Genomic DNA, 20,375 nt, shown 5'->3' with positions numbered 1-20,375 from the left:
GACGATGGGGTTCCGACACCCACAGGCGGTCTCGGCGGAAGCTCCCGGTGCCGGCGCCACGGCGAGCCCGCACCCGGAGCCGTTGCCCCGGCACTGGCGCGACCTGGTGACCGTCCGGGCCGTGCGCAACGATGTGCTGATCGCGCTGTTCGCCTGCGCCGGGGACGTCCTCAACTACGTCGCGCCCGAAAGTGCCGACAGCACCGAGGTGACGCCGCTCGGGATCCTGTTGGCGGTGCTGGGGTCCGTGTTCCTCCTGTTGCGCCGGCGATACCCCGTGTGGGTCCTCACGGCCACGGTCGTGACCCAGGCGGCCTTCCTCCTGGTGGTCACGCCGAGCTCGCAGAACTACGGCGGCGCGATGGTGTTCGCGCTGTACACGGTGGCCCGCCATCGCGGGAGCCGGGACACCGCGATCGCCGCCTGCGCCTGTATGGCGGTGCAGTGGTTGCGGGCCGAGCGCGTCGGGAACGGTGTGCTGCTGCCCGTCCTCGCCGATATGGCGGTGACGGTGCTGGTGGTCGCGATCGGCATCGGCGTCGCCAAGTGGCAGAACCAACTCGCCCTCAACCGACAGTTGCTCGCGGAGCGGGCGGTGACCGAGGAACGGCGGCGGATCGCCCGGGAGTTGCACGACACCGTCTCGCACCACATCACCACGATGAACCTGATGTCCGGTGGCGCGCGGTCCACGCTCACACCCGAGCAGGAGATCGCGCGCGGCGCGCTGCTCACCCTGGAGGAGTCCGGCCGGGCGGCGCTCGACGAGATGCGACAACTGCTCGGCGTGCTGCGCGGCACGGACGCCGACGCCGACGCCGACCCGCCGTCCCGTTCTCGGCCCGGGATGGAGGACATCGGCCACCTGATCGCCGAGTCGGACGCGGCCGGCCTGCCCGTCGACTACGAGCAGGCGGGCGAGCCGAGGCCGCTGCCGCCGGCCGCGGGGTTGACCCTGTACCGGATCGTGCAGGAGGCGCTGACCAACACGCGCAAGCACGCGGGCGACGCACGGGCGTGCGTGCGGGTGCGGTATCTCCCCGACCGGGTCGCGGTCGAGGTGCTCGACGACGGCGCCGGCGCCGCGGTGCCGGCCGGACTGGCGGGCAGCGGGTACGGCCTGGTGGGCATGCGTGAGCGGGTGGTCCTGCACGGCGGCACATTGGAGACCGGACATCGTCCGGAAGGCGGGTTCCGCGTCGCGGCGGACATTCCGCTGCCGCCGGTTCTCGGTCGCGTCGAGGACCCGGCGCGGGGCTTTCTCGTGGCGTCCTCCGCCGGGAGCCCGAGCGAGGCCGAACCCGGCGACGACACGCGGCAGACGCGGATCTGAGGGTACGGTCGGCGGCGAGGCGGTCGTCGAAGGCGCCCCGAGCATGCGGGACCGATGCCGCTCCCATGGCGCGACGTGCCGTTCGCGCTCGTCGCGGCGCGGGTCGTGGCGTGGTTGCCGTCGGTTTCGCGATGTCTCGTGAAACGATCGTGAAACCGCGATGAGTTCTGCCGCCGGCGGTCGTCTACCCCACGACAGAGTTCACCGACCTTCGACACACCCTGGGGACCACCATGCGGAAGATCACCGCCGGCCTGTTCGTTTCGCTCGACGGCGTCGTGGAGGCACCCGACCAGTGGCACTTCCCGTACTTCGACGACGAGATGGGCGCCGCGGTCGGTTCGATGCTGGGCACCTCCGAGACCATTCTGCTCGGTCGCAAGACCTACGACAGCTTTGCCGGGGCGTGGCCGGAGCGGGAGGCGGCCGGTGGTGAGGACGCGGCCTTCGCCAAGGTGCTGGGCGACGCGCGCAAGATCGTCGTGTCGCGGCGCGAGCTCGACTTCACGTGGCGCAATTCCGAGCAGCTCGAGGGCGAGCTCGTGGCAGCCGTCACCGCCCTGAAGAACGAGCCGGGCGGGGACATCTCGCTCAGCGGCTCGATCTCGATCGTGCGCCGGCTGTTGGAAGCCGGCCTGTTGGACGAGCTGCACCTGTTGGTGCACCCGATCGTGGTTCGCAAGGGCATGCGGTTGTTCGACGAAGGCGACGACACCATCCCGCTGCGTTTGATCTCGTCGACGACGTTCGGGTCCGGCGTGCTCCACCTCGTCTACACCCGCGCCGACTCCGCCGGCAACGGTACGTACGAGGACGCCAAGACCCACCTGTCGCAGACGACTCGGTAACCCGCCGACGGGCGGTCGGGGCCGTCGTCGCGCACGTGTTCCCACCCGCGCCGGACGACCGTCACCCCCACGCGCCGATCACGCCTCGGGCGAGCCGCGTCCGTTGATCGACTACCGTCGGACCGACGGGAATTCGAGGGCCGACGGGATCGGGTGCGGGTACTCCGCGTCGCCTCGGTCCGGTGGGCCGACATGTTCGGCGAGCCTTCGACGTCCCGGCCGAGAATGTTCGAAGAACATGGGAGCAACCTCTTGCGACGCATTTCACGAACACGCACCGCGGCGGCAACCGCACTGCTGGCCGTGGCCGTTACCGTCGGCCCCGCGACGGCGGCCGAGGTATCGGGTCCGGAGGCGGCCGGCTCGTCGCGGTCGCAGGGCACGGCGACCCTCCCGGCACCGGACCTCGCGGGATTGCGCGATGTCCTGACCCGGACACTGGCGGCCGGTGCTCCCGGGGCGATGACCCGGATCGACGAGGGTCGCACCGTGTACCGCGAGACGGCCGGCGTGAGCGACACCGCGACCGGCGCCGGCATGGACACGAACGCGCGGTTTCGCATCGGCAGCGTGACGAAGACCTTCTCCACCGTCGTGCTCATGCAGTTGGTCGGTGAGGGCGTCGTCGACCTGGACGCGCCCGTCGATCGCTACCTGCCCGGCGTCCTGCCGGACACCCGGATCACCGTGCGCCATCTGCTCACGCACAAGAGCGGGCTGTGGGACTACTCGAACGACATGTTCGCCCGAACCGTCCCGGGCTTCGAGGCGGTGCGCAACAAGGTCTTCACGTACGACGAACTCATCGCGCTGTCCACCGCGCATCCCGCGACGGCCGTGCCGGGCACCACCTACCAGTACTCCAACAGCAACTTCGTGGTCGTCGGGGCCCTGATCGAAAAGCTGACCGGCGGCACGGTGCGGCAGGAATACGAGCGACGGATCATCGGCCCGCTGCACCTGCGGGACACCCGGTACGTGCACCCCGCGACCGGCATCGCCGGCAAGGGCATCCGCGGCTACCTCACCCCGGACGAGGCGGGCGCGCCGCTGGTGGACTCGACCGAACAGACCGTCTCCTGGGCCCAGTCGGCCGGAGCGATGATCTCCAGCCCGGGCGACCTCGACCGTTTCGTCTCGGCGCTGCTGGGCGGCCGACTGCTGCGCGCCGACCTCCTGGACCAGATGGTGCAGATGACGCCCAGCGATACCTCGGGGACCCGCTTCTACGGTCTGGGTCTGCGTCGACGGGATCTTTCCTGCGGCATCTCGGTCTACGGGCACACCGGGACCGTGCAGGGCTACTACACCTACGCGTTCACCACTCGTGACGGCCGACGCAGCGTCACCTCGGTGGCCAACGTCACCAACAACGGCACCGTGAACACGATCCTGGGCGACACCCTGGAGTCGGCGTTCTGCGGCAAGGCGCCCGCGCCGCGCGCGCTCGTCGGCCGAGCGCCGCTGCCCGAGGACGAGGCGGCTGCTTCGGTCGGGTGACGGCGGGTCGACCCCGCCCCGCGCGGTGGGACCGGCCCCACCCGGGACCGGCCCCACCGTCGTGGTGGGATCGGCAGTTCTTCACCCGGCGATGCGCCGGTGGCCGTCGGGCGAGCGGGCGCAAACGGGCCGGCTAGGCTGTGCGGATGGGCGAGAAGACCGTTCCGATTCTGCCGTGCCGGACCATCCGACCCGTCGTCGACTTCTATGTGGCGCTCGGGTTCGAGACGACCTACCTCCAGAAGAGCCCCAATCCCTACGCGGTCGTCGAACGCGGTGACATCGAGCTCCAGTTCTTCGGCTTGAGGCAGTACGAGCCGGCCGAGTCGTACAGCACGTGCTACATCCACACCGAGGACGTCGACGGGCTGTACGAGGCGTTCCGGGCCGGCCTGAAGGCGACGTATGGACGGATCCCGACCCGTGGGCTGCCGCGCATCGGGCCGCTGAAGGAAATGTCCTACGGGGTAAGGCAGTTCCTCGTCACCGATCCGGGTGGCAACTGCCTCCGCATCGGGCAGCCGACGAGCGCGGCACAACACCATCGTCCCGCCCCCGAGGAGACGTTCGCCCGGGCGCTGCACCATGCCTCGTTGTTCGCCGACTCCAAGGCGGATCCGGCGGGTGCCGCGAGCATCATCGACCGAGTACTGGACCTCCCGGACGAGCGGCCCACGCCCGCGCAACTGCTGCGCCTGCTCGTGCTGCGTGCGGATGTCGCCGGGCGCCTGGGGGACGAGAAGACCGCCGCGGACGCGCTCACGCGCGCCGATCGGGTGCAACTCACCGCCGAGGAAAAGGAGTCCGCGAAGGACGACCTCCGGCGGTTGGTGGATCTCCGCGACCGGACGGTGCCGGAGCCGCCGGAACCGTCCGGGTGAGCGCGGGCGGCCGGACCGCTCCGGGCGGGTGCGGACCCGTCCGGCACCGTCCGGCCGCGGCTGCCTCAGGGGAGGCTCGACGCCGTTTGCCACATGGTGTACGAGTATTCGCCGGTGCTGCTGATGCCGAAGGTGCCGAACCGGCCCTCGCTGGTCTGCACGCAGTACGGCTTGCGCATGTTCAGCTTGCCGAAGTCGGTGGTCCACGCGTCGGGTCGTACGGTGACGCAGTCGGACAGGGACGGCTTGCCCTCGCCCGAGTGGTTCGCGTACACCGCGCCGTGCGCGCCGGAGGGGCCGCTGAGCGTCACGTGCAGGTCCGTGCCCTTGCGCGAGCCGGAACGTTTGTCCGTGTCGAAGTCGAAATCGGTGTACTTGCCGGCCGCCAGCACCCGGAACTTGCCCGAGCTGCGCATGGGTTGCTCCAGGCTGTCGACGACGGCGACGGTGGTGGGCGTGTCGGACGCCGCGTCGATGGTGATCAGCTTCCTGCTGGGCTCGAAGGTCTGGATGGTCCGGCCGTTGGTGATCACGTGCACCTTGCCCGCGTAGGCGACCTTGTACCCGGTGTTCTGCACGGTGGCGCCGACCTTTCGCCGCACCACGATCGTCCAGTCGTTCTCGACGGCCTTGGTGCCCACCTGGGTCACGGCGTTTCCCGACCCGGTGGTGCCGGTCAGTTGGTCCAGGAGGATCGGCCCGACAACCGACACCGTGAGCTTCAGCGCCTGCCGGATCGTGATCGCGCCGCCCTGCGCCATCATGATGCGGGCGACCTCGACGGTCAACGCGGGCGCCGCCTGTTGTACGACCACCCCGCAGGCGACCAGCGATCCCGCGACCGACCCCACGCACAGGGTTTTGCCGAGGACGTTCGCGCGTGCCGTAGTGCCTGACATCCCGTACCCCCACTGCTTCACCGCGACCGAAAACCGGCACGGCCCCCCAACGGTCCCCGCGTCACGCGCGGCACCGATCCCGTTTCAGGCTAGGGCGCATCGCCCTCGTTCGTGAGGGTTTCCGGCGGACGGCACGTCGGGTTCGCCACGAGGGCGCGAGCGGACGGCCGACGCGCGAGTCGGGCTTGCCCGTGGCATCCGCGCCCCGGATGTCGTGGTGCCACGGGGTCGACGCCTACACGACGCGCGGGCCTGCTCAACGCGCGCGTCGGGGACTCGTCCGGAGGACCGCCATGGCCGCGTTGTGGCCGGGGATACCGCTCACGCCGCCGCCGCGGCGCGCGCCGGCCCCGCAGCGCAGGACTCGCTCGTGGGCCGTCTCGACGCCCCATGTGCCGTGCGCCTCGGCGTCCCGGGTGTATGGCCAGGACAGGTCCCGGTGGAAGATGTGCCCCGCAGGCAGCCCGAGTTCGTGCTCCAGGTCCAGTGGTGTGCGGACCTCCAGACACGGGTTGCCGTCGCCGTCGCGCAGCAGGCAGTCCTCGATCGGCTCGGCCAGGACGCTGTCGACCGAGTCGAGCATCGCGCGCAGCGCCTTCGCCCTGGCGCCGTCGTTGTCGTCGGCGAACAGCCGCGCGGGCATGTGCAGGCCGAACAGCGTCAGCGTGTGCACGCCCGCCGCCCGGGGGCCCGGACCCAGGATGGAGGGATCGGTGAGGGTGTGGCAGTACATCTCGCCCGGCGGCAGGGCCGGCATGCCCCCGGTCGCGGCGCGGTCGTACGCCGCCGCGAGCTGCGCGTATCCCTCGTTGACGTGGAAGGTGCCCGCGAAGGCCCGGTGCGGGTCCGCGAGCGGGTCACGCAGCCGTGGCAGTCGGGCCAGGACCATGTTGACCTTGAGCTGGGATCCCTCCGGCGCGGGCCCGTCCGGAGGCTCGCCGAGGAGCCGGGCCAACGTGTCGGGAGCGACGGCGGCCAGTACGTGCCCGCCCGTGACACGACAGTCCCGGTCGCCGATCGTGTACCGCACCTCGCCGTCCGGATCCACGGCGGTCACCGACGCCCCGGTGAGCAGCCGCGCGCCCGCGGCGCGGGCCGCGTCCGCGAGGCCCGAGGTGACGGCTCCCATGCCGCCGACCGGTACGTCCCAATCTCCCGTGCCACCGCCGACCACGTGATAGAGGAAGCAGCGGTTCTGCCGCAGCGCGGGGTCGTCCATCGGGGCGAACGTGCCGATCAGAGCGTCGGTCGCCACCACGCCGCGCACCGTGTCGTCGGTGAACTCCGCCTCGATCAGGCCCGACAGGGGCTGCGCGAACAGTGCGTCCCACAGGCGTTCGTCGTCCACCAGCCGGCGGAATTCGGCCGCGGAGCGCAGCGGTTCGGTCAGGGTGGGAAACACCCGACGGGCCAGTCGCGCCGTGGCCGCGCCGAAGCGCTCCCACGCGTCGGCCTCGCGCGGGCCGGCGAAGCGGGTGAGTTCGGCGCGGGTGCGTTCGTGGTCCGCGGCGTCGACGAGCAGGCCGCGGTCGCCGAGCGGGGTGTACGAGCCGACCCGGCGTCGGCGCAGCGTGAGCGGCAGCCGCAGGTCGTCGACGATCTTGCGAGGCAGCAGACTGACCAGGTAGGAGTATCGCGACAGGCGCACGTCGACCCCGGGGAACGGCCGGCACGACACCGCCGCACCGCCGACTTCGTCGAGCCGTTCCAACACCAGGACCGAGCGGCCCGCCTGCGCCAGGTACGCGGCCGCGACCAGGCCGTTGTGCCCGCCCCCGACCACGACGACGTCGAATCTCGCACCGTCACGCACCACGTACGCCTCCGGAATCGGCGATCTCGGCCTGCACGACAACCACGCACAGCAGCGTAGGGTCCGGCGTCGCGGCCGGGTAGCGGGCGCGCGGTCGGGGCCGGTGTCGGGGCGGGCGCGCTCCGACGGGGGAGGCGCCCTTGGTCGAGGCGTCGTCCTCCGGCCGTGGCCCCGCGTCGTCCTCGTCCTCCGATCCTGGCCTCGTCCTCGTCCTCCGGTCGGGGCCTCGTCCCCGTTCTCCGGTCGGGGCCTCGTCCCCGTCCTCGTCTTCGTACGGATGGACACACCTTCGACGTATCGCTCGTGCCCGGGCCCGAACCCCGTGGGCACGGCCGCGGCGATACTGAGGGGCGCCACCGGGGAACCGGCCCACCCGTACTCGAAGAGGTTCCGTATGCAGGTCGATCTCGTTGTCCGCGAAGGATCCGTCGTCGACGGAAGCGGATCGCCCGCGTTCGACGGCGATGTCGCGATCGACGCCGGGCGGGTGGTCGCGATCGGGGATGTCGGCGCGACCCGGGGCCGCGACGAGATCGACGCGCGGGGCTGTGTGGTCTGCCCCGGCTTCGTCAACGTGCTGAGCCACGCCTACTTCACGCTCCAGACGGACCCCCGGGGCCTGTCGGACCTCTACCAGGGTGTCACCACGCAGGTCTTCGGCGAGGGCGTCTCGCTCGGTCCGGTGGCCGGCGCGATGACCGAGGGGATGGTCGAGTTCGGCGCGGTCCCCGAGGGAACCCGCCGCTCGTGGCCTCGGTTGCGGGACTTCCTGGAGGAGCTTCAATCGCGCGGCGTAGGCCAGAACGTGGCGAGCTTCGTCGGGGCGGACAATCTGCGGATGTCCGTCGCCGGCCTCGAGGATCGCCCGCTGAGCGACGACGACATCGGCAGCGCGTGCGCGCTTTTGGAACAGGAACTGGCGGACGGTGCACTGGGGGTCGGCTCCGCGCTGATCTACCCACCGGGAACCTACGCCACCACGTCCGAACTCATCGCCTACGCATGCGTGTTGGCGCGGTATGACGCCCTGTACATCTCGCACCTGCGCAACGAGGGCGATCACCTCCTGGAAGGCGTCGAGGAACTCCTCGACATCGCCCGGGCCTCCGGTGCGCGCGCCGAGATCTACCACCTGAAGACCGCGGGCCGTGACAACTGGACCAAGATGCGCGAGGTCCTGAACCGGATCGAGGCGGCCCGGGCGGCCGGTGTCGACGTCACCGCGGACATCTACCCCTACGCGGCCGGCAGTACGGCGTTGGCGTTCGCCATTCCGCCGCCCTTCCACCTCGGTGGACCCGAGCGGCTCCGGGAGCGTCTCGGCGATCCGCGGGAGCGCTCGCCGATCGCCGACGCGGTGCGCGACGGCGGCGACTGGGAAAGCCTGTGGCGGATGAGCGGCGGCGCCGAAGGCGTCGTGATCCTGTCGAACCATCCGGACATCGGTGTCACCCCCGGATCCACCGTCGCGGAGATCGCGAAGGCCCGAGGCGACGTCGACCCGGTCACCACCCTGCTGGACATCGTCCTCGCCGCGCCGCACGCCGACGCGGCCTACTTCATCGGCAACGAGGACAACATCCGACTCGCCTTCGAGCGGGACTGGGTGTCGGTGGGCTCGGACTCGGACGCACCCGCGGTCGACGAACGCTTCGCCGACCATCCCGTGCACCCGCGGGCGTTCGGAAGCTTCGCCCGGGTGCTGGGTCGCTACGCGCGCGACGAGGGGATCGTGACGCTGGAGCAGGCCGTACGGCGGATGACGAGCCTGCCCGCGACGACGCTGCGCCTGCGGGACCGAGGAGCGCTCCGGGTCGGGGCACACGCCGACGTGGCGATCTTCTCGGCCGAGGACGTGCTGGACACGGCGACGTACGCGAATCCGGCAAGCTACGCCCGCGGTATGCGGCACGTCCTGGTGAACGGGACCGCCGCACTGCGCGACGGGCGACCCACGGGCGCGTTGGCCGGTCGAGCACTGCGACGCGACGTGTCGTGACCACGATCCCCGGGATAACGACGGCGACTCGGGTCGGAAACGGTGCCCTACCGAAAACGCCGGCGCGCCCGAGGCGGGCTCAGCCGTCGACGAAGGTGAGGCTGGTCGCGTCGTAGCGGGTGCCCGCGATCTGCTCGGGCGGAGCGGCGGCCTCGATGGCGGCCAGGTCGTCGGCGGACAACGCGATCGTCAGGGACGCGAGGTTCTCCTCCAGATAGCGCCGGCGCCGCGTGCCGGGGATCGGGACCACGTCGTCGCCCCGGTGCTGCACCCAGGCCAGGGCGAGTTGTCCGGCGGTGACTCCCTTGGCCGCGGCCAGTTCGTTCAGCTTCGCGACGATCGCCAGGTTGCGTTCGAGGTTGCCGTCCGCGAAGCGCGGCTGGCTGCGCCGTACGTCGGTCTCCGCCAGTTCCGCGACCGAGTTGTACCGGCCGGTCAGGAAGCCGCGCCCGAGGGGGGAGAACGGGACGAGTCCGATGCCCAACTCGCGGCAGACCGGGGCGATCTCCGGCTCCAGGTCGCGGGTCCACACCGACCACTCGCTCTGTAGAGCGGTGATCGGGTGTACCGCGTGCGCCCGCCGGATGGTGTTCGCGCCGGCCTCGGACAGGCCCAGGTGTCGGACCTTCCCGGCGCGCACCAGGTCGGCCATGGCGCCGACGGTCTCCTCGATCGGCACCCGCGCGTCGACCCGGTGCTGGTAGTAGAGGTCGATGTGGTCGACCCCGAGCCTGCGCAGCGACGCGTCGCACGCCTGCCGTACGTAGGCCGCGTCGCCGCGCACCCGGGTGGGTTCGCCGAGGCGGTTGGCGAAGCCGAACTTCGTGGCCACCACCACCTCGTCGCGGCGCCCGGCGATGGCACGCCCGATGAGCTCCTCGTTGTGCCCGGCACCGTAGAAATCGGAGGTGTCCAGGAGGGTCACCCCGAGGTCGAGGGCATGGTGCAGCGTCGCGATCGACTGCTCGTCGTCCGAGGCGCCGTAGGCGTGGCTCATGCCCATGCAGCCCAGGCCCTGTGCGGAGACCGCCAGTTCCCCCAGGTATCGGGTGGGTGTTTCGGTCATGTCGGTGCCTCCCGGGCTCGTGATCGTTCGCCCACGACGCTAGGTGTTGGAGTGCACTCCATGTCAATCGTGGCGCACCCCATGGCGGTCGGGTACGAACACGGCCGGCACCTACCGGTGGTCGAGGTCGCCGCGGCGCGCGGCTCGCCGGATTCCGCTGCGGGCGGACAACTTCGAAACAGGGCGAGGGGCGGCCTACCATGAGGCATGGCCGAGACCGCCCCACCGCTTTCGCCCCGTGCCGCCGACGACAAGCGTTCGCCCCGTGCCGCCGACAACCAGCACCGCGCACCCGAGCCGCGGCGCGCTGCCGCGCCGCCGAGCCGCGAGCCGTTGTGGCGGCACGCGCTCGGTGAGCAGCTTCGTTCGCTGCGACACGATCGCGGCGAGACACTCGTCGAGACGGCGGGTCGCGCGGGCGTGTCGCCGCAGTACCTCTCCGAGGTGGAACGCGGCCTCAAGGAGCCGTCGAGCGAGATGATCGCGGCCGTCGGCGGCGCCCTGGGGGTGAGCCTCGTCGATCTGACCCTCGCGGTCGGCGAGAACCTGAGGAGCACCCGGCCGGCGGGACGTTCCACCCCGGTCTGCCATGCCGCCTTCGCCCTGGCGGCCTGACCGTACGCCGTCGGGGAGCGGGGGCGCGCCGGTCGGGGCGCCTCAGCGCTCCTCGAGCACGACGTCGACGAGCCCGTACTCCTTGGCTCCCGTCGCGGTGAAGACCCGGTCGTGGTCGGTGTCCGCGCGCAGGGTGGCCGTGCTCTGACCGCTGTGCCGGGACAGGATGCGCTCGATGTCCGCGCGGACGCGCACCACTTCGTCGGCCTGCAGGATCAGGTCCGGGATCGTGCCGCGTCCCTGCGCGGCGGGTTGATGGAGCACCACCCGCGCGTGGGGCAGGGCGGCGCGCTTGCCGGGTTCCCCTGCGGCGAGCAGGACCGCGCCCACCGCGACCGCCTGCCCCACGCATGTGGTGGCGACCTCCGAACGGATGTACCGCATGGTGTCGTACACCGCCAGCATGGCGCTGGGGTCGCCGCCTTCGCAGTTGATGTAGAACTGGATGTCGCGTTCGTGGTTGTCCGCCTCCAGGAACAACAACTGCGCCACGAGCGCGTTGGCCACGCCCGCGTCGATGCCCGTCCCCAGGTAGATGACGCGCTCGGCGAGCAGGTGCGAGTACACGTCCATGATGCGTTCGCCGCGGGAGTCGCGGGTGATGACGTTCGGAATGGTGTAGGTGCTCATCGCGACACTCCCCGGAATCCGGCGTTCTGCGGGCTGCGGCGGGCGCCGCGTGGTGCGACCTCGTGGAACTCCTGCACGATCGCGTCGATGAAGCCGTAGTCGAGCGCCTCCTGGGCGGTGTACCAGCGGTCGTGCAGCGAGTCCTCGAAGATGCGCTCGACGGGCTGCCCGGTGTCCTGCGCGATGAGGCCGAGCACCGTGTCCCGGGTATGCCGGAGATCGTTGGCCTGCAACTCGACGTCGACGGCGCTCCCGGCGATCCCGGCCGAGCCCTGGTGCATCAACACCCGGGAGTGCGGCAGCGCCCGGCGCTTGCCCGGCGTTCCCGCGGAGAGCAGGAACTGGCCCGCGCTGTAGGCGATTCCGAGCACCAGCGTGGACACGTCGCACGGGACGAGGCGCATGACGTCGCGGATCGCGAGCATCGAGGGCACCGAGCCGCCGGGCGAGTGAATCCACAGCGCGATGTCCTCGGAGGGGTCCTCCGCCGCCAGGTTGAGCAACTGCGTCGTCAGCAACGTGCCGTTGTCGTCGTCCAACGGGCCGTCCAGGAGCAGGACGCGCTTGGCGTACAGCTCGTTTCGGGTGCGTTCGGGGAAAAGCTTCGTGTCATCGCTCATGCCTCCACCCTGGGCCGTCGCACACGGTGGTTCCAAGCCGATCTGCCCTGAGCGGATCCGCTCAGGGCTTATCCGCTCACAGCGGATCCGGGCGTGGATTTGCCGATCCTGTGGCCGGCGGGGGGAGTTGTCGCCCGGGGTCGGCCGGTGGCCGTGGAGGGCCGCCGGATCGGGTGTTGCGCGCTCCCTCTAGCATCCGCACATGCTGATCTCGACGACGTACACCTACACGTGGCGGACCGGTGCCGCGGCGATGTTCGCGGCCTATCGGAAGTGGGGCCGTCGCGGGTTGGTCGCGTTGCCCGCGGTCGCGCTCCTGGCCGTCTTCACGCAGGAGGGCCTCATGCGTGTGTGGCTGTTCTTCTTCGTGTTCGCCCTGTTGTTCCTCCACGCCAGGCAGGTGCGTGCGCTGATCAAGCAGGGCGCGATCGACATCGTGCTCGACGACGAGGAATTCACGCGCGAACGGCCCGGCGTGGGTACGACGAGCACGCGCTGGTCGACCACCCTGGGTGTGCGGCGGGAGTTCGGGCTGCTGGTGATCCGCACGACGCCGCGGTGCGTGACCGCCGTGCCCGAGAGTGCGTTCACCGCCGAACAACTCGCCCGGCTGGACGAGTTCATCCGGGAACGCGATGCCGCGCCGCCGTCCACCCGCTAGCCCGAGGGTCGCTCGGGTCGACCGGCGGATGCCCGAGGGCAGTTGCGTTTGCGGGCAGCTCATGGGGGATTGCTCAGGTCGGCAGGCGGATGGTGAAGACCGAGCCGACGTCGGGGGTGCTGCGGGCCGTGATCGTGCCGGCATGGGCGTGGGTGAGGCGGTGGGTGATGGCCAGGCCCAGGCCGCTGCCGCCGGTGCGGCGGTTGCGGGACTTGTCGGCGCGCCAGAACCGGTCGAAGACGTGCGGGAGATCGTGGGCCGCGATGCCGGTTCCGGTGTCGGTCACCTCGAAGACGACCTGCGGTCCGTCCCGGTAGGCATGCAGGGTCACGCTCCCGCCGTGCGGCGTGTGTCGCACCGCGTTGGACACCTGGTTCCAACACTGGCCCGCGGTGCTCTCGCCGGCCTCGGTCGCGGCGGGCTTCGGCGGCGCGATCCTGGTCGGCATGGTCGCCGGCGTCTACCCCTCGATCCGCGCCTCCCGGCTGACCCCGACCGAGGCACTGGCCGGCACGTGACCCCCGTGACCGGGTCACGGCATGCGATCGCACGCCGTGACCCGGCGCGGGCGCGTATCGCCCGCCGTGGTCGGGGTTACACCCGAGCCCACCGACGCAGCGTGGCGGTGGCGGCGGCGGCATCCGCGGGGGAGAGGGCCCCGATGGTCAGGCTGTGGCCGGTGTGCGGCGCGATCCGGACCTGCGCGTCACGGCTGCCGGGGCCGAGTCGGAACGGCTCCGCGCGCGTGGGGTCGTTCTCGCCGTAGAGGAAGAGCATTTCGCTGCTCCGGAACCGCACCCATCGGTCGATGTCGCGCATCGCCCCGGGCTGGAAGCGCAGCGGGATGTCGCGCGGTACGTAGCTGCGCACCTCCTGGATCCCGGGGTGACGCAGCAGGCCGTCGAGATGGGGCGCGGCGACCTGCGGGTATCCGAGCTGAGTGCCGAGTTGGTAGAAGTAGGGCTGGAAGAACTCGACGCTGCGGTCGGTGTAGACGCTGAATCGGGTGATCCCGTCGAGCCACGCGTACAACTCGTCGGAAGTCGCGGCCGGAGTGGGCACACCGGCGCAACTCGGCTCGCCCGCGTACATCCAGAACATCGTCGGCAGGCGCAGGACCGCGAGTTCGAAGGCCTTGTCGACACTCCCGAGCGTGTCGAACGTTTCACCGTTCGCCTGGGCCCACTGCCCGTAGCGGGCCACCAACTCGTCGCGCCGCACGAGCGCTTCGCGTTGCACACCTTGTAGCGCCGCCCGGCATTCGGGGGTGCCCACGGTGGCGAGGAACGTGTCCCACGCGCTGTCGTCACGGTCGTCGGTGTTGTTGGGCGCGGAATAGACGACGCTGCCGTCGACGTCGTTCGGATAGAAGCGACGGTGGTAGACCGTGGTCATGCCGCCCTTGCTGCCACCGGTGGATATCCACGCGCCCCGGTAGATGCCCTTCAATGCCTGGATCAGCCGGTGGTGATCGCCCGCGGCCTGCCGGATGGTCAGGTTCGCCAGGTCGGCGGGCTCGGGTCGGGACGTGCCGAAGTAGCGCTGTTCGGTGTAGATCTGGTTGCCGTCGAGCACGGTGGCCGGATCGGAGCGGAAGCTCGGCCCGGCACCGAGGTTGTATCCGCTGGTGTACAGGACCATCGGTCGCTCGACCGATCGGTGTTGCAGGCTCAGCCGCTGCTCGAAGGAACCCCGCTCGGGGTGCTCGTGATCGATCGGCTGACGGTAGGTCAACTCGAAGTAGCGGATGCCCGGCGCGGCCGGCTTCTCGCCGGTCACCCGCATCCCCGGGATCGCCTCGATCCGGGCCCTGATGTCGGTCTCGGCCTGCCGCGTGTCGGCATGCGGGGCGCCCGCCGGCAGCGCCCCGGCCGGCGCCGCCGCGCCGGATCCCACCAGGCCGAGCACCACGGAGAACAGCGCGAGCGCCGCAAGTCTGCCTCGTGCGGGGCGGATCGATGCGCCGCGCCCGGGGGGTGGTGCCACCCGGCGGTCGTCGCGAGCCGGGTTGTTCGGTGTGTTCGTCGTCGTTCCGGTCATGGGGCAAGCAAAGCCGGAGCCGCCGGGTCGGCGGATCCCCGAGCCGGGGGAACGGCCTCCCCCGCCCGGGGGAGGCCGCCCACCGAGCAGCCTGCCAGGATGTCGTCAGGTGCCGTCCTGCCAGGCCGGCGCGCTTGTCCGGTCTCGCCGATCGCTCCGAGCACGAGAACGTTCATGGACGCGTCGAGGTCGACGGAGCGCCGCCGCCCCACCCGACCCGGTGGCGGACGACCACCGCCGGTCGGCTGCTGCACGAATCCCACACGCCGCTCGGCACGGTGGGCCAACAGATCGGCTACGCCTCGGAGTTCGCGTTCTCCAAGGCGTTCGAGCGTGAGTTCGGCATGGCGCCGGGCAGGTGCCGACTCGCCGCCGGCGCAACGCGCGCACCCGCGGCCTCGGGACGAGGTCCGCGCACGACCGGTCGGGCGCCGCGCGCGGACCTCACGGGAGCAGCGTGAAGGGCGCCGTCGCGCGGACCTCGCCGTTGACGATGATGTCGAGGTCGCGCGGACCGGGGGGTTCGGCGCGCGTGGTGACCGGACGGAAGGAGTGCGACCTGGCGAGCGTGAAGGTGTCGTCGGCCGCTTGTGCGACACGTTCGGCCAGGTGGAACACCCGGCGGGAACCGTCGCGGCGGACCGCGTACTTCAGCAGCAGCGGCCCGGGGCCCTCGGCCCGGACGGTGACGGTGAAGGGGATGCGGTCCCCGGTCGCGACGGTGTCCGCGACGGTGAGGGATTCCACGGTGCCGCTGCCGTGCGCCGCGCCGACGAGGCCGAGCGCCTCGGGATGCCCCGCGCGCAACAGGCCCCGGGCGGCGTGCCGCACGACGCGGTCGGTGTACGTGCCGCCCTCCGTGTGCCAGCGGCGGAGCAGGGCCAGGGCCGTTTCGGGGTGGTCCTTCGCGATGTCGTTGACATGGTTGGCCACCGAGCGGCGGACGTACTCGCTCGGGTCGTCGCGCAGCCGCTCGAGGATGGGCAGGGTCGGACCGGGGGACATCAGCCCGCGGACGCGCGCGCCCCAGGGAAGGCGCGGACGGGTGCCCTCGGAGGCGAGCCGGCGAAGGTGTTCGTCATCGGAGTCGGCCCAGCCCCGGATGATCACGAGCGCCGCGTCCCGATCGCGGTCGAGGTAGGGGCGTACGGCGAACTCGGCGGTCGCGAAGGGGGTGATCACAGCGAGCGTGGACATGGCCTCGTCGAGGTGGTCGACGCCCTGGACGGCGACGTAGTCGGTGGCGGGCCAGCCGCTCCACATGTCCAGGCGGGTGTGCGTGGTCGCCGCGCGCAGGATCGGGGCGGCCTGCGGGAACGGCAGGTCCAGGGCCGCGTGCAGGGACTGCGCCACGTGACCGACCCGGGCCTTGAGCTCCCGGCCGTCGAGCCCCGCGAGCGCGCCCGCGACGAAGCGGTCACGGGGGAACGCGCCGTGCGCGGCGGCGACACCGTCGGCGAGGGTGGCGACGGAGGTCGCGTTGATCATGTCCTTGAGCGGTTGGGCCATACGGCCCACCCTGCCAGACGGCACCGACACCGGTTGCGGCGTCGAGCGCGTACACGTTCCGCTCGTCGCTGCCGGTGTAGACCATCCCGCCGGCCACCGTCGGTGCTTGCTGCTTCCCGTGCTCCGGGGTGATGTCACAAACGCCGGGGCTGCCTCGTCTGGGATGTCGAGGGTGTGTTCCGATCAGGAGGGTGACGGTCATGCGGGTGTACGTGGCAGGCGGGGCCGGGGTTCCGGGACGGCCGCCCTCGTGGCGCCGGGGCCGGAAGCAGGCGGCGGCGTGAGGCGGGCCGAGGAGTTCGGGAACTGCGACCGCTGCTGTTCTCGATCGCGTACCGGATCCTGGGCAGCGTGAGCGAGGCCGAGGACGCGGTCCAGGAGACCTGGCTGCGCTGGGACGGCTCCCCTATCACGCCCGCCTCGACCAAGGCGTTCCTGTCCGCAGTGGTGACCCGGATCTCGATCGACGTCCTGCGCTCGGCCCGCGTCCGGCGTGAGGAGTACGTCGGGCCGTGGTTCCCCGAACCGCTGATGGCCGACCCCTACCAGGACCCGGAGCGCTCGGCGGAATTGGCCGATTCGTTGTCGATGGCGGCCCTGCTGCTGTTGGAGCGGCTCAGCCCGCTGGAGCGCGCGGTCTTCGTCTTGCGCGAGGTGTTCGCCTTCGGTTTCCCGGAGATCGCCTCGGCGGTGGGGCGCTCGGAGACGGCGTGCCGCCAGCTCGCGGTGCGGGCCCGCCGGCACATGGACGAGGGCCGTCCCCGATTCGACGCCGACCGCAAGGAGCGCGAGGAACTCGCCGAACGCTTCTTCGACGCCTTCCGGGAGGGGGACGTCGACGCGTTGCGGGAACTCCTCGCCGCCGACGTCCACATGGTCGGCGACAGCGGCGGCAAGGCTCCGCAGTGGGCCAGGGGCATCGTCGGCGCCGGGAACGTGGCCCGGCTGCTCGCCGCGATCGTCCCGCCGTTCGGGCGGATCGGCGGCGTCGTGGAGCCGCACCGGGTGAACGGTCAGCCCGGCGCGATCCTGCGGGACCGGGACGGCAGGGTCCTCAACACCGTGGTGCTCGACGTCCTCGACGGTCGGATCCAGACGATCCGCTCGGTGATCAACCCCGACAAGCTCGGCCACGTGGGTCCGGTGGCGGACGCCCGAGCGGTCCTGCGCGAAACCTGGCAGGCCCGCCGGGACGCGGACCGACCGGAGGAGCGGCCGGCACCGTGACGGCGCGGCGCGCCGGGTCCCGCGCGGTGCCGTGCGGGTGCGGGGCCGGCGCTCGCCCGACCCCGCGCCCGGCCGGTGCACCCGGCCGGTTCGCGGCCCCGCAACCGCCGACCACCGTCCCGGCGTCGGGCCGCCGGCGCGCGCGAGCGGCCGAGCGTACGCCCGGGCGGACGTCAGCGGTCGCCGATCCCGCACCGCCGATCGAGACTCGAGGGTGGAAAGCCCGTCGGCCGACCCCGGCGTCCACGGCGATCCCGGCGGCACCGGGCCCGTACCCCGACGTCGGAAGGGGATCGTCGTGAACGCCTCCGAGGAACCGCAGGACCGGGTCGAGCCCGGAGTGGGTCCCGCGCCCTGGGAGCCCGCGCGGTTTCGGCCCTACCGGCACCCCGCCGCGGGCTGGGGCGCAGCCAGGAGTGTGGCCGGCCTCCTGCTGGGGCGCGCCGTGGTGGACGGATCCCGGGCCGTCATGCGGATGAATCACGAGAACGGCGGCTTCGACTGCCCCGGGTGCGCGTGGCCGGACGACACCAAGGGCCTGCACCTGGACATCTGCGAGAACGGCATCAAGCACGTCACCTGGGAGATGACCCGCAAACGGGTCGGCCGCGAGTTCTTCGCCGCCCACACGGTGACCGAGTTGGAGCAGTGGAGCGACTTCGCGCTGGAGAACCAGGGCCGGCTGACCGAGCCGATGGTGTACGACCCCGCGTCCGACCACTACGTCCCCATCCGTTGGCAGGACGCCTTCGAACTGATCGGCCGGACCCTGCGCGAGCTCGACGACCCGAACCAGGCCGCCTACTACACCTCCGGCCGGCTCGGCAACGAGGCGACCTTTCTCTACCAGTTGATGGCCCGCGAGCTGGGCACGAACAACCTGCCGGACTGTTCCAACATGTGCCACGAGGCCAGCGGCCGCGCCCTGACGGCATCGCTGGGCACCGGCAAGGGCACCGCGGACCTCAAGGACTGGGAGAGCACGGACGCGCTGTTCATCATGGGCGTCAACGCCGCCTCCAACGCGCCCCGGATGCTCACGGCCCTGGCCGACGCGTACCGCCGCGGCGCCCGCATCGTGCACGTCAACCCGCTGGTGGAGGCCGCCGCGACCCGCACGATCGTGCCGCACGAGTTCGTCGACATGGCCCTGTTCAAGTCGACGAGGACCAGCACCCTGAATCTGCAACCGCGCATCGGCGGCGACATGGCACTGCTGCGCGGCATGGCAAAGGCCATCCTGGAGCAGGCGCCCCGCGATCCCGAGGCACTGGACCGGGTGTTCATCGATCGGCACACCGCGGGCTTCGAGGAGTACCGCGCGCTGTGCGCGAGCACGCCCTGGGAGGAGATCGAACGCCAGAGCGGGCTCGGTCGCGCCGACATCCTCGAGGCGGCCCGCGTGTACCGCGAGGCCGACCGGAGCATCTTCAGTTGGTGCCTGGGCATCACGCAGCACGAACACGGCGTCGACACCGTCCGGGAGATCGTCAACGTGCTGCTGCTGCGCGGGAATCTGGGACGGGAAGGCGCGGGTCCCTCACCGGTGCGCGGGCACAGCAACGTGCAGGGCAACCGCACCTGCGGTATCGACCACCGTCCCGCCGACACCTTCCTGGACCGGCTCGCCGAGGTCTGCCGCATTCGGCCGCCACGCGAGCCCGGCCTGGACACCGTCACCACCATCGAGGCGATGCACGACGGCCGGGTGAAGGTGTTCGTCGGCATGGGCGGCAACTTCGCCCTCGCCGCCCCCGACACCCGGTACACCCAGGCCGGCCTGAGTGCCTGCGAACTCACCGTGCACGTCAGCACCAAGCTCAACCGCAGCCACGTCGTGCACGGCCGCCGGGCCCTGATCCTGCCGTGCCTGGGGCGGACCGAGAAGGACCACCGCCGGGGCGGCATCCAAAGCACCTCGGTCGAGGACTCGATGAGCATGGTCCATCTGTCCGTCGGCATGAAGAAGCCCGCGTCCCCGCACCTGCTCTCGGAGCCCGCCATCATCGCGGGCATGGCCCGCGCCGCCCTCCCGCACAGCGAAACCCCGTGGGAGTGGTACGTCGAGGACTACGACCGCATCCGCGACACCATGGCCCGAGCCCTGGACGGCTTCGAGGACTTCAACCGCCGGGTACGGCTGCCGCTCGGGTTCCGGATCAAGCAGCCCGCCCGCGAACTGATCTTCCTGACCCCCTCGGGACGCGCGGAGTTCTCCGCCGCCCCGCTGCCGGACGTCGTCCCCGCCCCCGGCACCCTGGCCCTGGGCACCATGCGCTCCCACGATCAGTGGAACACCACCATCTACTCCGACAACGACCGCTACCGCGGCATCGAGAACCTGCGCACCCTCGTCTTCATGAACCGGGACGACATGCGCGAGCGCGGCGTCCGGGAGTTCGACCCGGTCGACATCACCAGCACCGCCAAGGACGGCAGCACCCGCGTCCTGCACGGCTGTCTCGCCGTCCCCTACGACATTCCCCGCGGCTGCGCGGCCGGTTACATGCCCGAGATGAACGTGTTGTGCGCGATCGGCGACTACAGCACACAGAGCGATCAGCCGATCATGAAGCACCTCAAGGTCGCCATCACCCGAGCCCCGGCAGTCCCGGCCGCCCCAGGCCACCCGCACGCCGCGGGCCGTTGACCGGCCGACCCTCGGACTCCCTCGGCCGACCGCGGAAAGCACGGGCCGCGCCGTCGCCGCCGCGTGCCCGGGTGGGCGTTCCCG

General features: G+C 71.4%; 19 protein-coding genes and 1 pseudogene. 11 read left to right on the top strand and 9 right to left on the bottom strand.

Annotated features, from left to right (window positions below):
• The first annotated feature begins 4 nt into the window (after positions 1–4).
• The 4 genes from ACIRL2_RS20170 (at position 5) to ACIRL2_RS20155 (ending at position 4,562) form a co-directional block, all read left to right on the top strand.
• Positions 5–1,333, top strand: a complete 1,329-nt coding sequence (locus ACIRL2_RS20170) for a sensor histidine kinase (RefSeq protein ID WP_395860705.1) — start codon at positions 5–7, stop codon at positions 1,331–1,333.
• 233 nt (positions 1,334–1,566) lie between these two features.
• Positions 1,567–2,181: a dihydrofolate reductase family protein gene (locus ACIRL2_RS20165; RefSeq protein ID WP_402233767.1), complete on the top strand. Its 615-nt coding sequence runs from the start codon at positions 1,567–1,569 to the stop codon at positions 2,179–2,181.
• 303 nt (positions 2,182–2,484) lie between these two features.
• A complete protein-coding gene (locus ACIRL2_RS20160) occupies positions 2,485–3,681 on the top strand; it encodes a serine hydrolase domain-containing protein (protein ID WP_395860703.1) in 1,197 nt (398 codons plus the stop codon).
• A 146-nt stretch (positions 3,682–3,827) separates the two neighbouring features.
• Positions 3,828–4,562, top strand: coding sequence for a bleomycin resistance protein (locus ACIRL2_RS20155; protein ID WP_402233765.1), 735 nt, complete (start codon positions 3,828–3,830; stop codon positions 4,560–4,562).
• A gap of 65 nt (positions 4,563–4,627) precedes the next feature.
• On the opposite strand, the gene ACIRL2_RS20150 is transcribed toward ACIRL2_RS20155, so the two are convergent.
• On the bottom strand, positions 4,628–5,461 hold the full coding sequence (locus tag ACIRL2_RS20150) for a hypothetical protein (protein ID WP_395860700.1): 834 nt from the start codon (positions 5,459–5,461) through the stop codon (positions 4,628–4,630).
• A gap of 256 nt (positions 5,462–5,717) precedes the next feature.
• The gene (locus ACIRL2_RS20145) at positions 5,718–7,277 is read right to left on the bottom strand and encodes a phytoene desaturase family protein (RefSeq protein WP_402233764.1); all 1,560 of its coding nucleotides are present in this window, start codon (positions 7,275–7,277) and stop codon (positions 5,718–5,720) included.
• 391 nt (positions 7,278–7,668) lie between these two features.
• On the opposite strand from ACIRL2_RS20145, the gene ACIRL2_RS20140 reads away from it, so the two are divergent.
• On the top strand, positions 7,669–9,273 hold the full coding sequence (locus tag ACIRL2_RS20140; RefSeq protein WP_402233762.1) for an amidohydrolase family protein: 1,605 nt from the start codon (positions 7,669–7,671) through the stop codon (positions 9,271–9,273).
• Positions 9,274–9,352: 79 nt separating this feature from the next.
• Here the strand turns inward: ACIRL2_RS20140 and ACIRL2_RS20135 are convergent, their stop codons facing one another.
• Complete coding sequence (locus ACIRL2_RS20135; RefSeq protein ID WP_402233761.1) at positions 9,353–10,339, bottom strand: aldo/keto reductase; 987 nt, start codon at positions 10,337–10,339, stop codon at positions 9,353–9,355.
• A gap of 207 nt (positions 10,340–10,546) precedes the next feature.
• Here ACIRL2_RS20135 and ACIRL2_RS20130 point away from each other — a divergent pair, with 207 nt between their 5' ends.
• The gene (locus ACIRL2_RS20130) at positions 10,547–10,954 is read left to right on the top strand and encodes a helix-turn-helix domain-containing protein (protein WP_395860693.1); all 408 of its coding nucleotides are present in this window, start codon (positions 10,547–10,549) and stop codon (positions 10,952–10,954) included.
• Positions 10,955–10,996: 42 nt separating this feature from the next.
• On the opposite strand, the gene ACIRL2_RS20125 is transcribed toward ACIRL2_RS20130, so the two are convergent.
• Together ACIRL2_RS20125 and ACIRL2_RS20120 are read right to left on the bottom strand one after the other, a co-directional pair.
• Entirely contained in the window at positions 10,997–11,584 is a 588-nt protein-coding gene (locus tag ACIRL2_RS20125) for an ATP-dependent Clp protease proteolytic subunit (RefSeq protein WP_331770318.1), read from the bottom strand.
• The gene (locus ACIRL2_RS20120; protein ID WP_395860690.1) at positions 11,581–12,204 is read right to left on the bottom strand and encodes a ClpP family protease; all 624 of its coding nucleotides are present in this window, start codon (positions 12,202–12,204) and stop codon (positions 11,581–11,583) included. The genes ACIRL2_RS20125 and ACIRL2_RS20120 overlap by 4 nt, the downstream gene beginning before the upstream one ends.
• A gap of 202 nt (positions 12,205–12,406) precedes the next feature.
• On the opposite strand from ACIRL2_RS20120, the gene ACIRL2_RS20115 reads away from it, so the two are divergent.
• Positions 12,407–12,865 (top strand): hypothetical protein, encoded by a 459-nt coding sequence (locus ACIRL2_RS20115; protein ID WP_395860687.1) that lies wholly within the window; start codon positions 12,407–12,409, stop codon positions 12,863–12,865.
• Between the two features lie 73 nt (positions 12,866–12,938).
• On the opposite strand, the pseudogene ACIRL2_RS20110 reads toward ACIRL2_RS20115, so the two are convergent.
• Positions 12,939–13,241 (bottom strand): annotated as a pseudogene (locus ACIRL2_RS20110) (sensor histidine kinase); the annotation flags it as partial.
• On the opposite strand from ACIRL2_RS20110, the gene ACIRL2_RS20105 reads away from it, so the two are divergent.
• Positions 13,228–13,383, top strand: a complete 156-nt coding sequence (locus tag ACIRL2_RS20105) for an ABC transporter permease (RefSeq protein WP_395860993.1) — start codon at positions 13,228–13,230, stop codon at positions 13,381–13,383. The pseudogene ACIRL2_RS20110 and the gene ACIRL2_RS20105 overlap by 14 nt on opposite strands.
• Positions 13,384–13,459: 76 nt before the next feature.
• On the opposite strand, the gene ACIRL2_RS20100 is transcribed toward ACIRL2_RS20105, so the two are convergent.
• Positions 13,460–14,905 carry a S28 family serine protease gene (locus ACIRL2_RS20100; RefSeq protein ID WP_395860685.1) on the bottom strand — a complete coding sequence of 482 codons (1,446 nt, stop codon included), beginning with the start codon at positions 14,903–14,905 and terminating at the stop codon, positions 13,460–13,462.
• Positions 14,906–15,039: 134 nt separating this feature from the next.
• Between ACIRL2_RS20100 and ACIRL2_RS20095 the strand changes: the two genes are divergently transcribed.
• A complete protein-coding gene (locus ACIRL2_RS20095) occupies positions 15,040–15,366 on the top strand; it encodes a hypothetical protein (RefSeq protein ID WP_402233759.1) in 327 nt (108 codons plus the stop codon).
• Here the strand turns inward: ACIRL2_RS20095 and ACIRL2_RS20090 are convergent.
• The gene (locus ACIRL2_RS20090; RefSeq protein ID WP_402233757.1) at positions 15,350–16,414 is read right to left on the bottom strand and encodes a hypothetical protein; all 1,065 of its coding nucleotides are present in this window, start codon (positions 16,412–16,414) and stop codon (positions 15,350–15,352) included. The genes ACIRL2_RS20095 and ACIRL2_RS20090 overlap by 17 nt on opposite strands.
• The gene (locus tag ACIRL2_RS20085; protein ID WP_402233756.1) at positions 16,323–16,616 is read right to left on the bottom strand and encodes a PQQ-binding-like beta-propeller repeat protein; all 294 of its coding nucleotides are present in this window, start codon (positions 16,614–16,616) and stop codon (positions 16,323–16,325) included. The genes ACIRL2_RS20090 and ACIRL2_RS20085 overlap by 92 nt, the downstream gene beginning before the upstream one ends.
• A 149-nt stretch (positions 16,617–16,765) precedes the next feature.
• On the opposite strand from ACIRL2_RS20085, the gene ACIRL2_RS20080 reads away from it, so the two are divergent.
• Positions 16,766–17,641, top strand: coding sequence for an RNA polymerase sigma-70 factor (locus tag ACIRL2_RS20080; RefSeq protein ID WP_402233754.1), 876 nt, complete (start codon positions 16,766–16,768; stop codon positions 17,639–17,641).
• A gap of 340 nt (positions 17,642–17,981) precedes the next feature.
• Positions 17,982–20,291 (top strand): FdhF/YdeP family oxidoreductase, encoded by a 2,310-nt coding sequence (locus ACIRL2_RS20075; RefSeq protein WP_402233795.1) that lies wholly within the window; start codon positions 17,982–17,984, stop codon positions 20,289–20,291.
• Positions 20,292–20,375: the final 84 nt, after the last annotated feature.

Source organism: Embleya sp. NPDC127516 (assembly GCF_044765325.1).
Lineage (GTDB): Bacteria > Actinomycetota > Actinomycetes > Streptomycetales > Streptomycetaceae > Embleya.
This window is presented reverse-complemented; position numbering and strand designations above follow the sequence as displayed.

What these genes read in the sequence shown, in the direction of transcription:
- ACIRL2_RS20170 (WP_395860705.1), top strand. Translation starts at nt 5, where the DNA reads ATGGGGTTCCGACACCCACAGGCGGTCTCGGCGGAAGCTCCCGGTGCC.
- ACIRL2_RS20165 (WP_402233767.1), top strand. Translation starts at nt 1,567, where the DNA reads ATGCGGAAGATCACCGCCGGCCTGTTCGTTTCGCTCGACGGCGTCGTG.
- ACIRL2_RS20155 (WP_402233765.1), top strand. Translation starts at nt 3,828, where the DNA reads ATGGGCGAGAAGACCGTTCCGATTCTGCCGTGCCGGACCATCCGACCC.
- ACIRL2_RS20150 (WP_395860700.1), bottom strand. Translation starts at nt 5,461, where the DNA reads ATGTCAGGCACTACGGCACGCGCGAACGTCCTCGGCAAAACCCTGTGC.
- ACIRL2_RS20140 (WP_402233762.1), top strand. Translation starts at nt 7,669, where the DNA reads ATGCAGGTCGATCTCGTTGTCCGCGAAGGATCCGTCGTCGACGGAAGC.
- ACIRL2_RS20135 (WP_402233761.1), bottom strand. Translation starts at nt 10,339, where the DNA reads ATGACCGAAACACCCACCCGATACCTGGGGGAACTGGCGGTCTCCGCA.
- ACIRL2_RS20130 (WP_395860693.1), top strand. Translation starts at nt 10,547, where the DNA reads ATGGCCGAGACCGCCCCACCGCTTTCGCCCCGTGCCGCCGACGACAAG.
- ACIRL2_RS20125 (WP_331770318.1), bottom strand. Translation starts at nt 11,584, where the DNA reads ATGAGCACCTACACCATTCCGAACGTCATCACCCGCGACTCCCGCGGC.
- ACIRL2_RS20120 (WP_395860690.1), bottom strand. Translation starts at nt 12,204, where the DNA reads ATGAGCGATGACACGAAGCTTTTCCCCGAACGCACCCGAAACGAGCTG.
- ACIRL2_RS20115 (WP_395860687.1), top strand. Translation starts at nt 12,407, where the DNA reads ATGCTGATCTCGACGACGTACACCTACACGTGGCGGACCGGTGCCGCG.
- ACIRL2_RS20100 (WP_395860685.1), bottom strand. Translation starts at nt 14,905, where the DNA reads ATGACCGGAACGACGACGAACACACCGAACAACCCGGCTCGCGACGAC.
- ACIRL2_RS20090 (WP_402233757.1), bottom strand. Translation starts at nt 16,414, where the DNA reads ATGGCCCAACCGCTCAAGGACATGATCAACGCGACCTCCGTCGCCACC.
- ACIRL2_RS20085 (WP_402233756.1), bottom strand. Translation starts at nt 16,616, where the DNA reads ATGACCGTCACCCTCCTGATCGGAACACACCCTCGACATCCCAGACGA.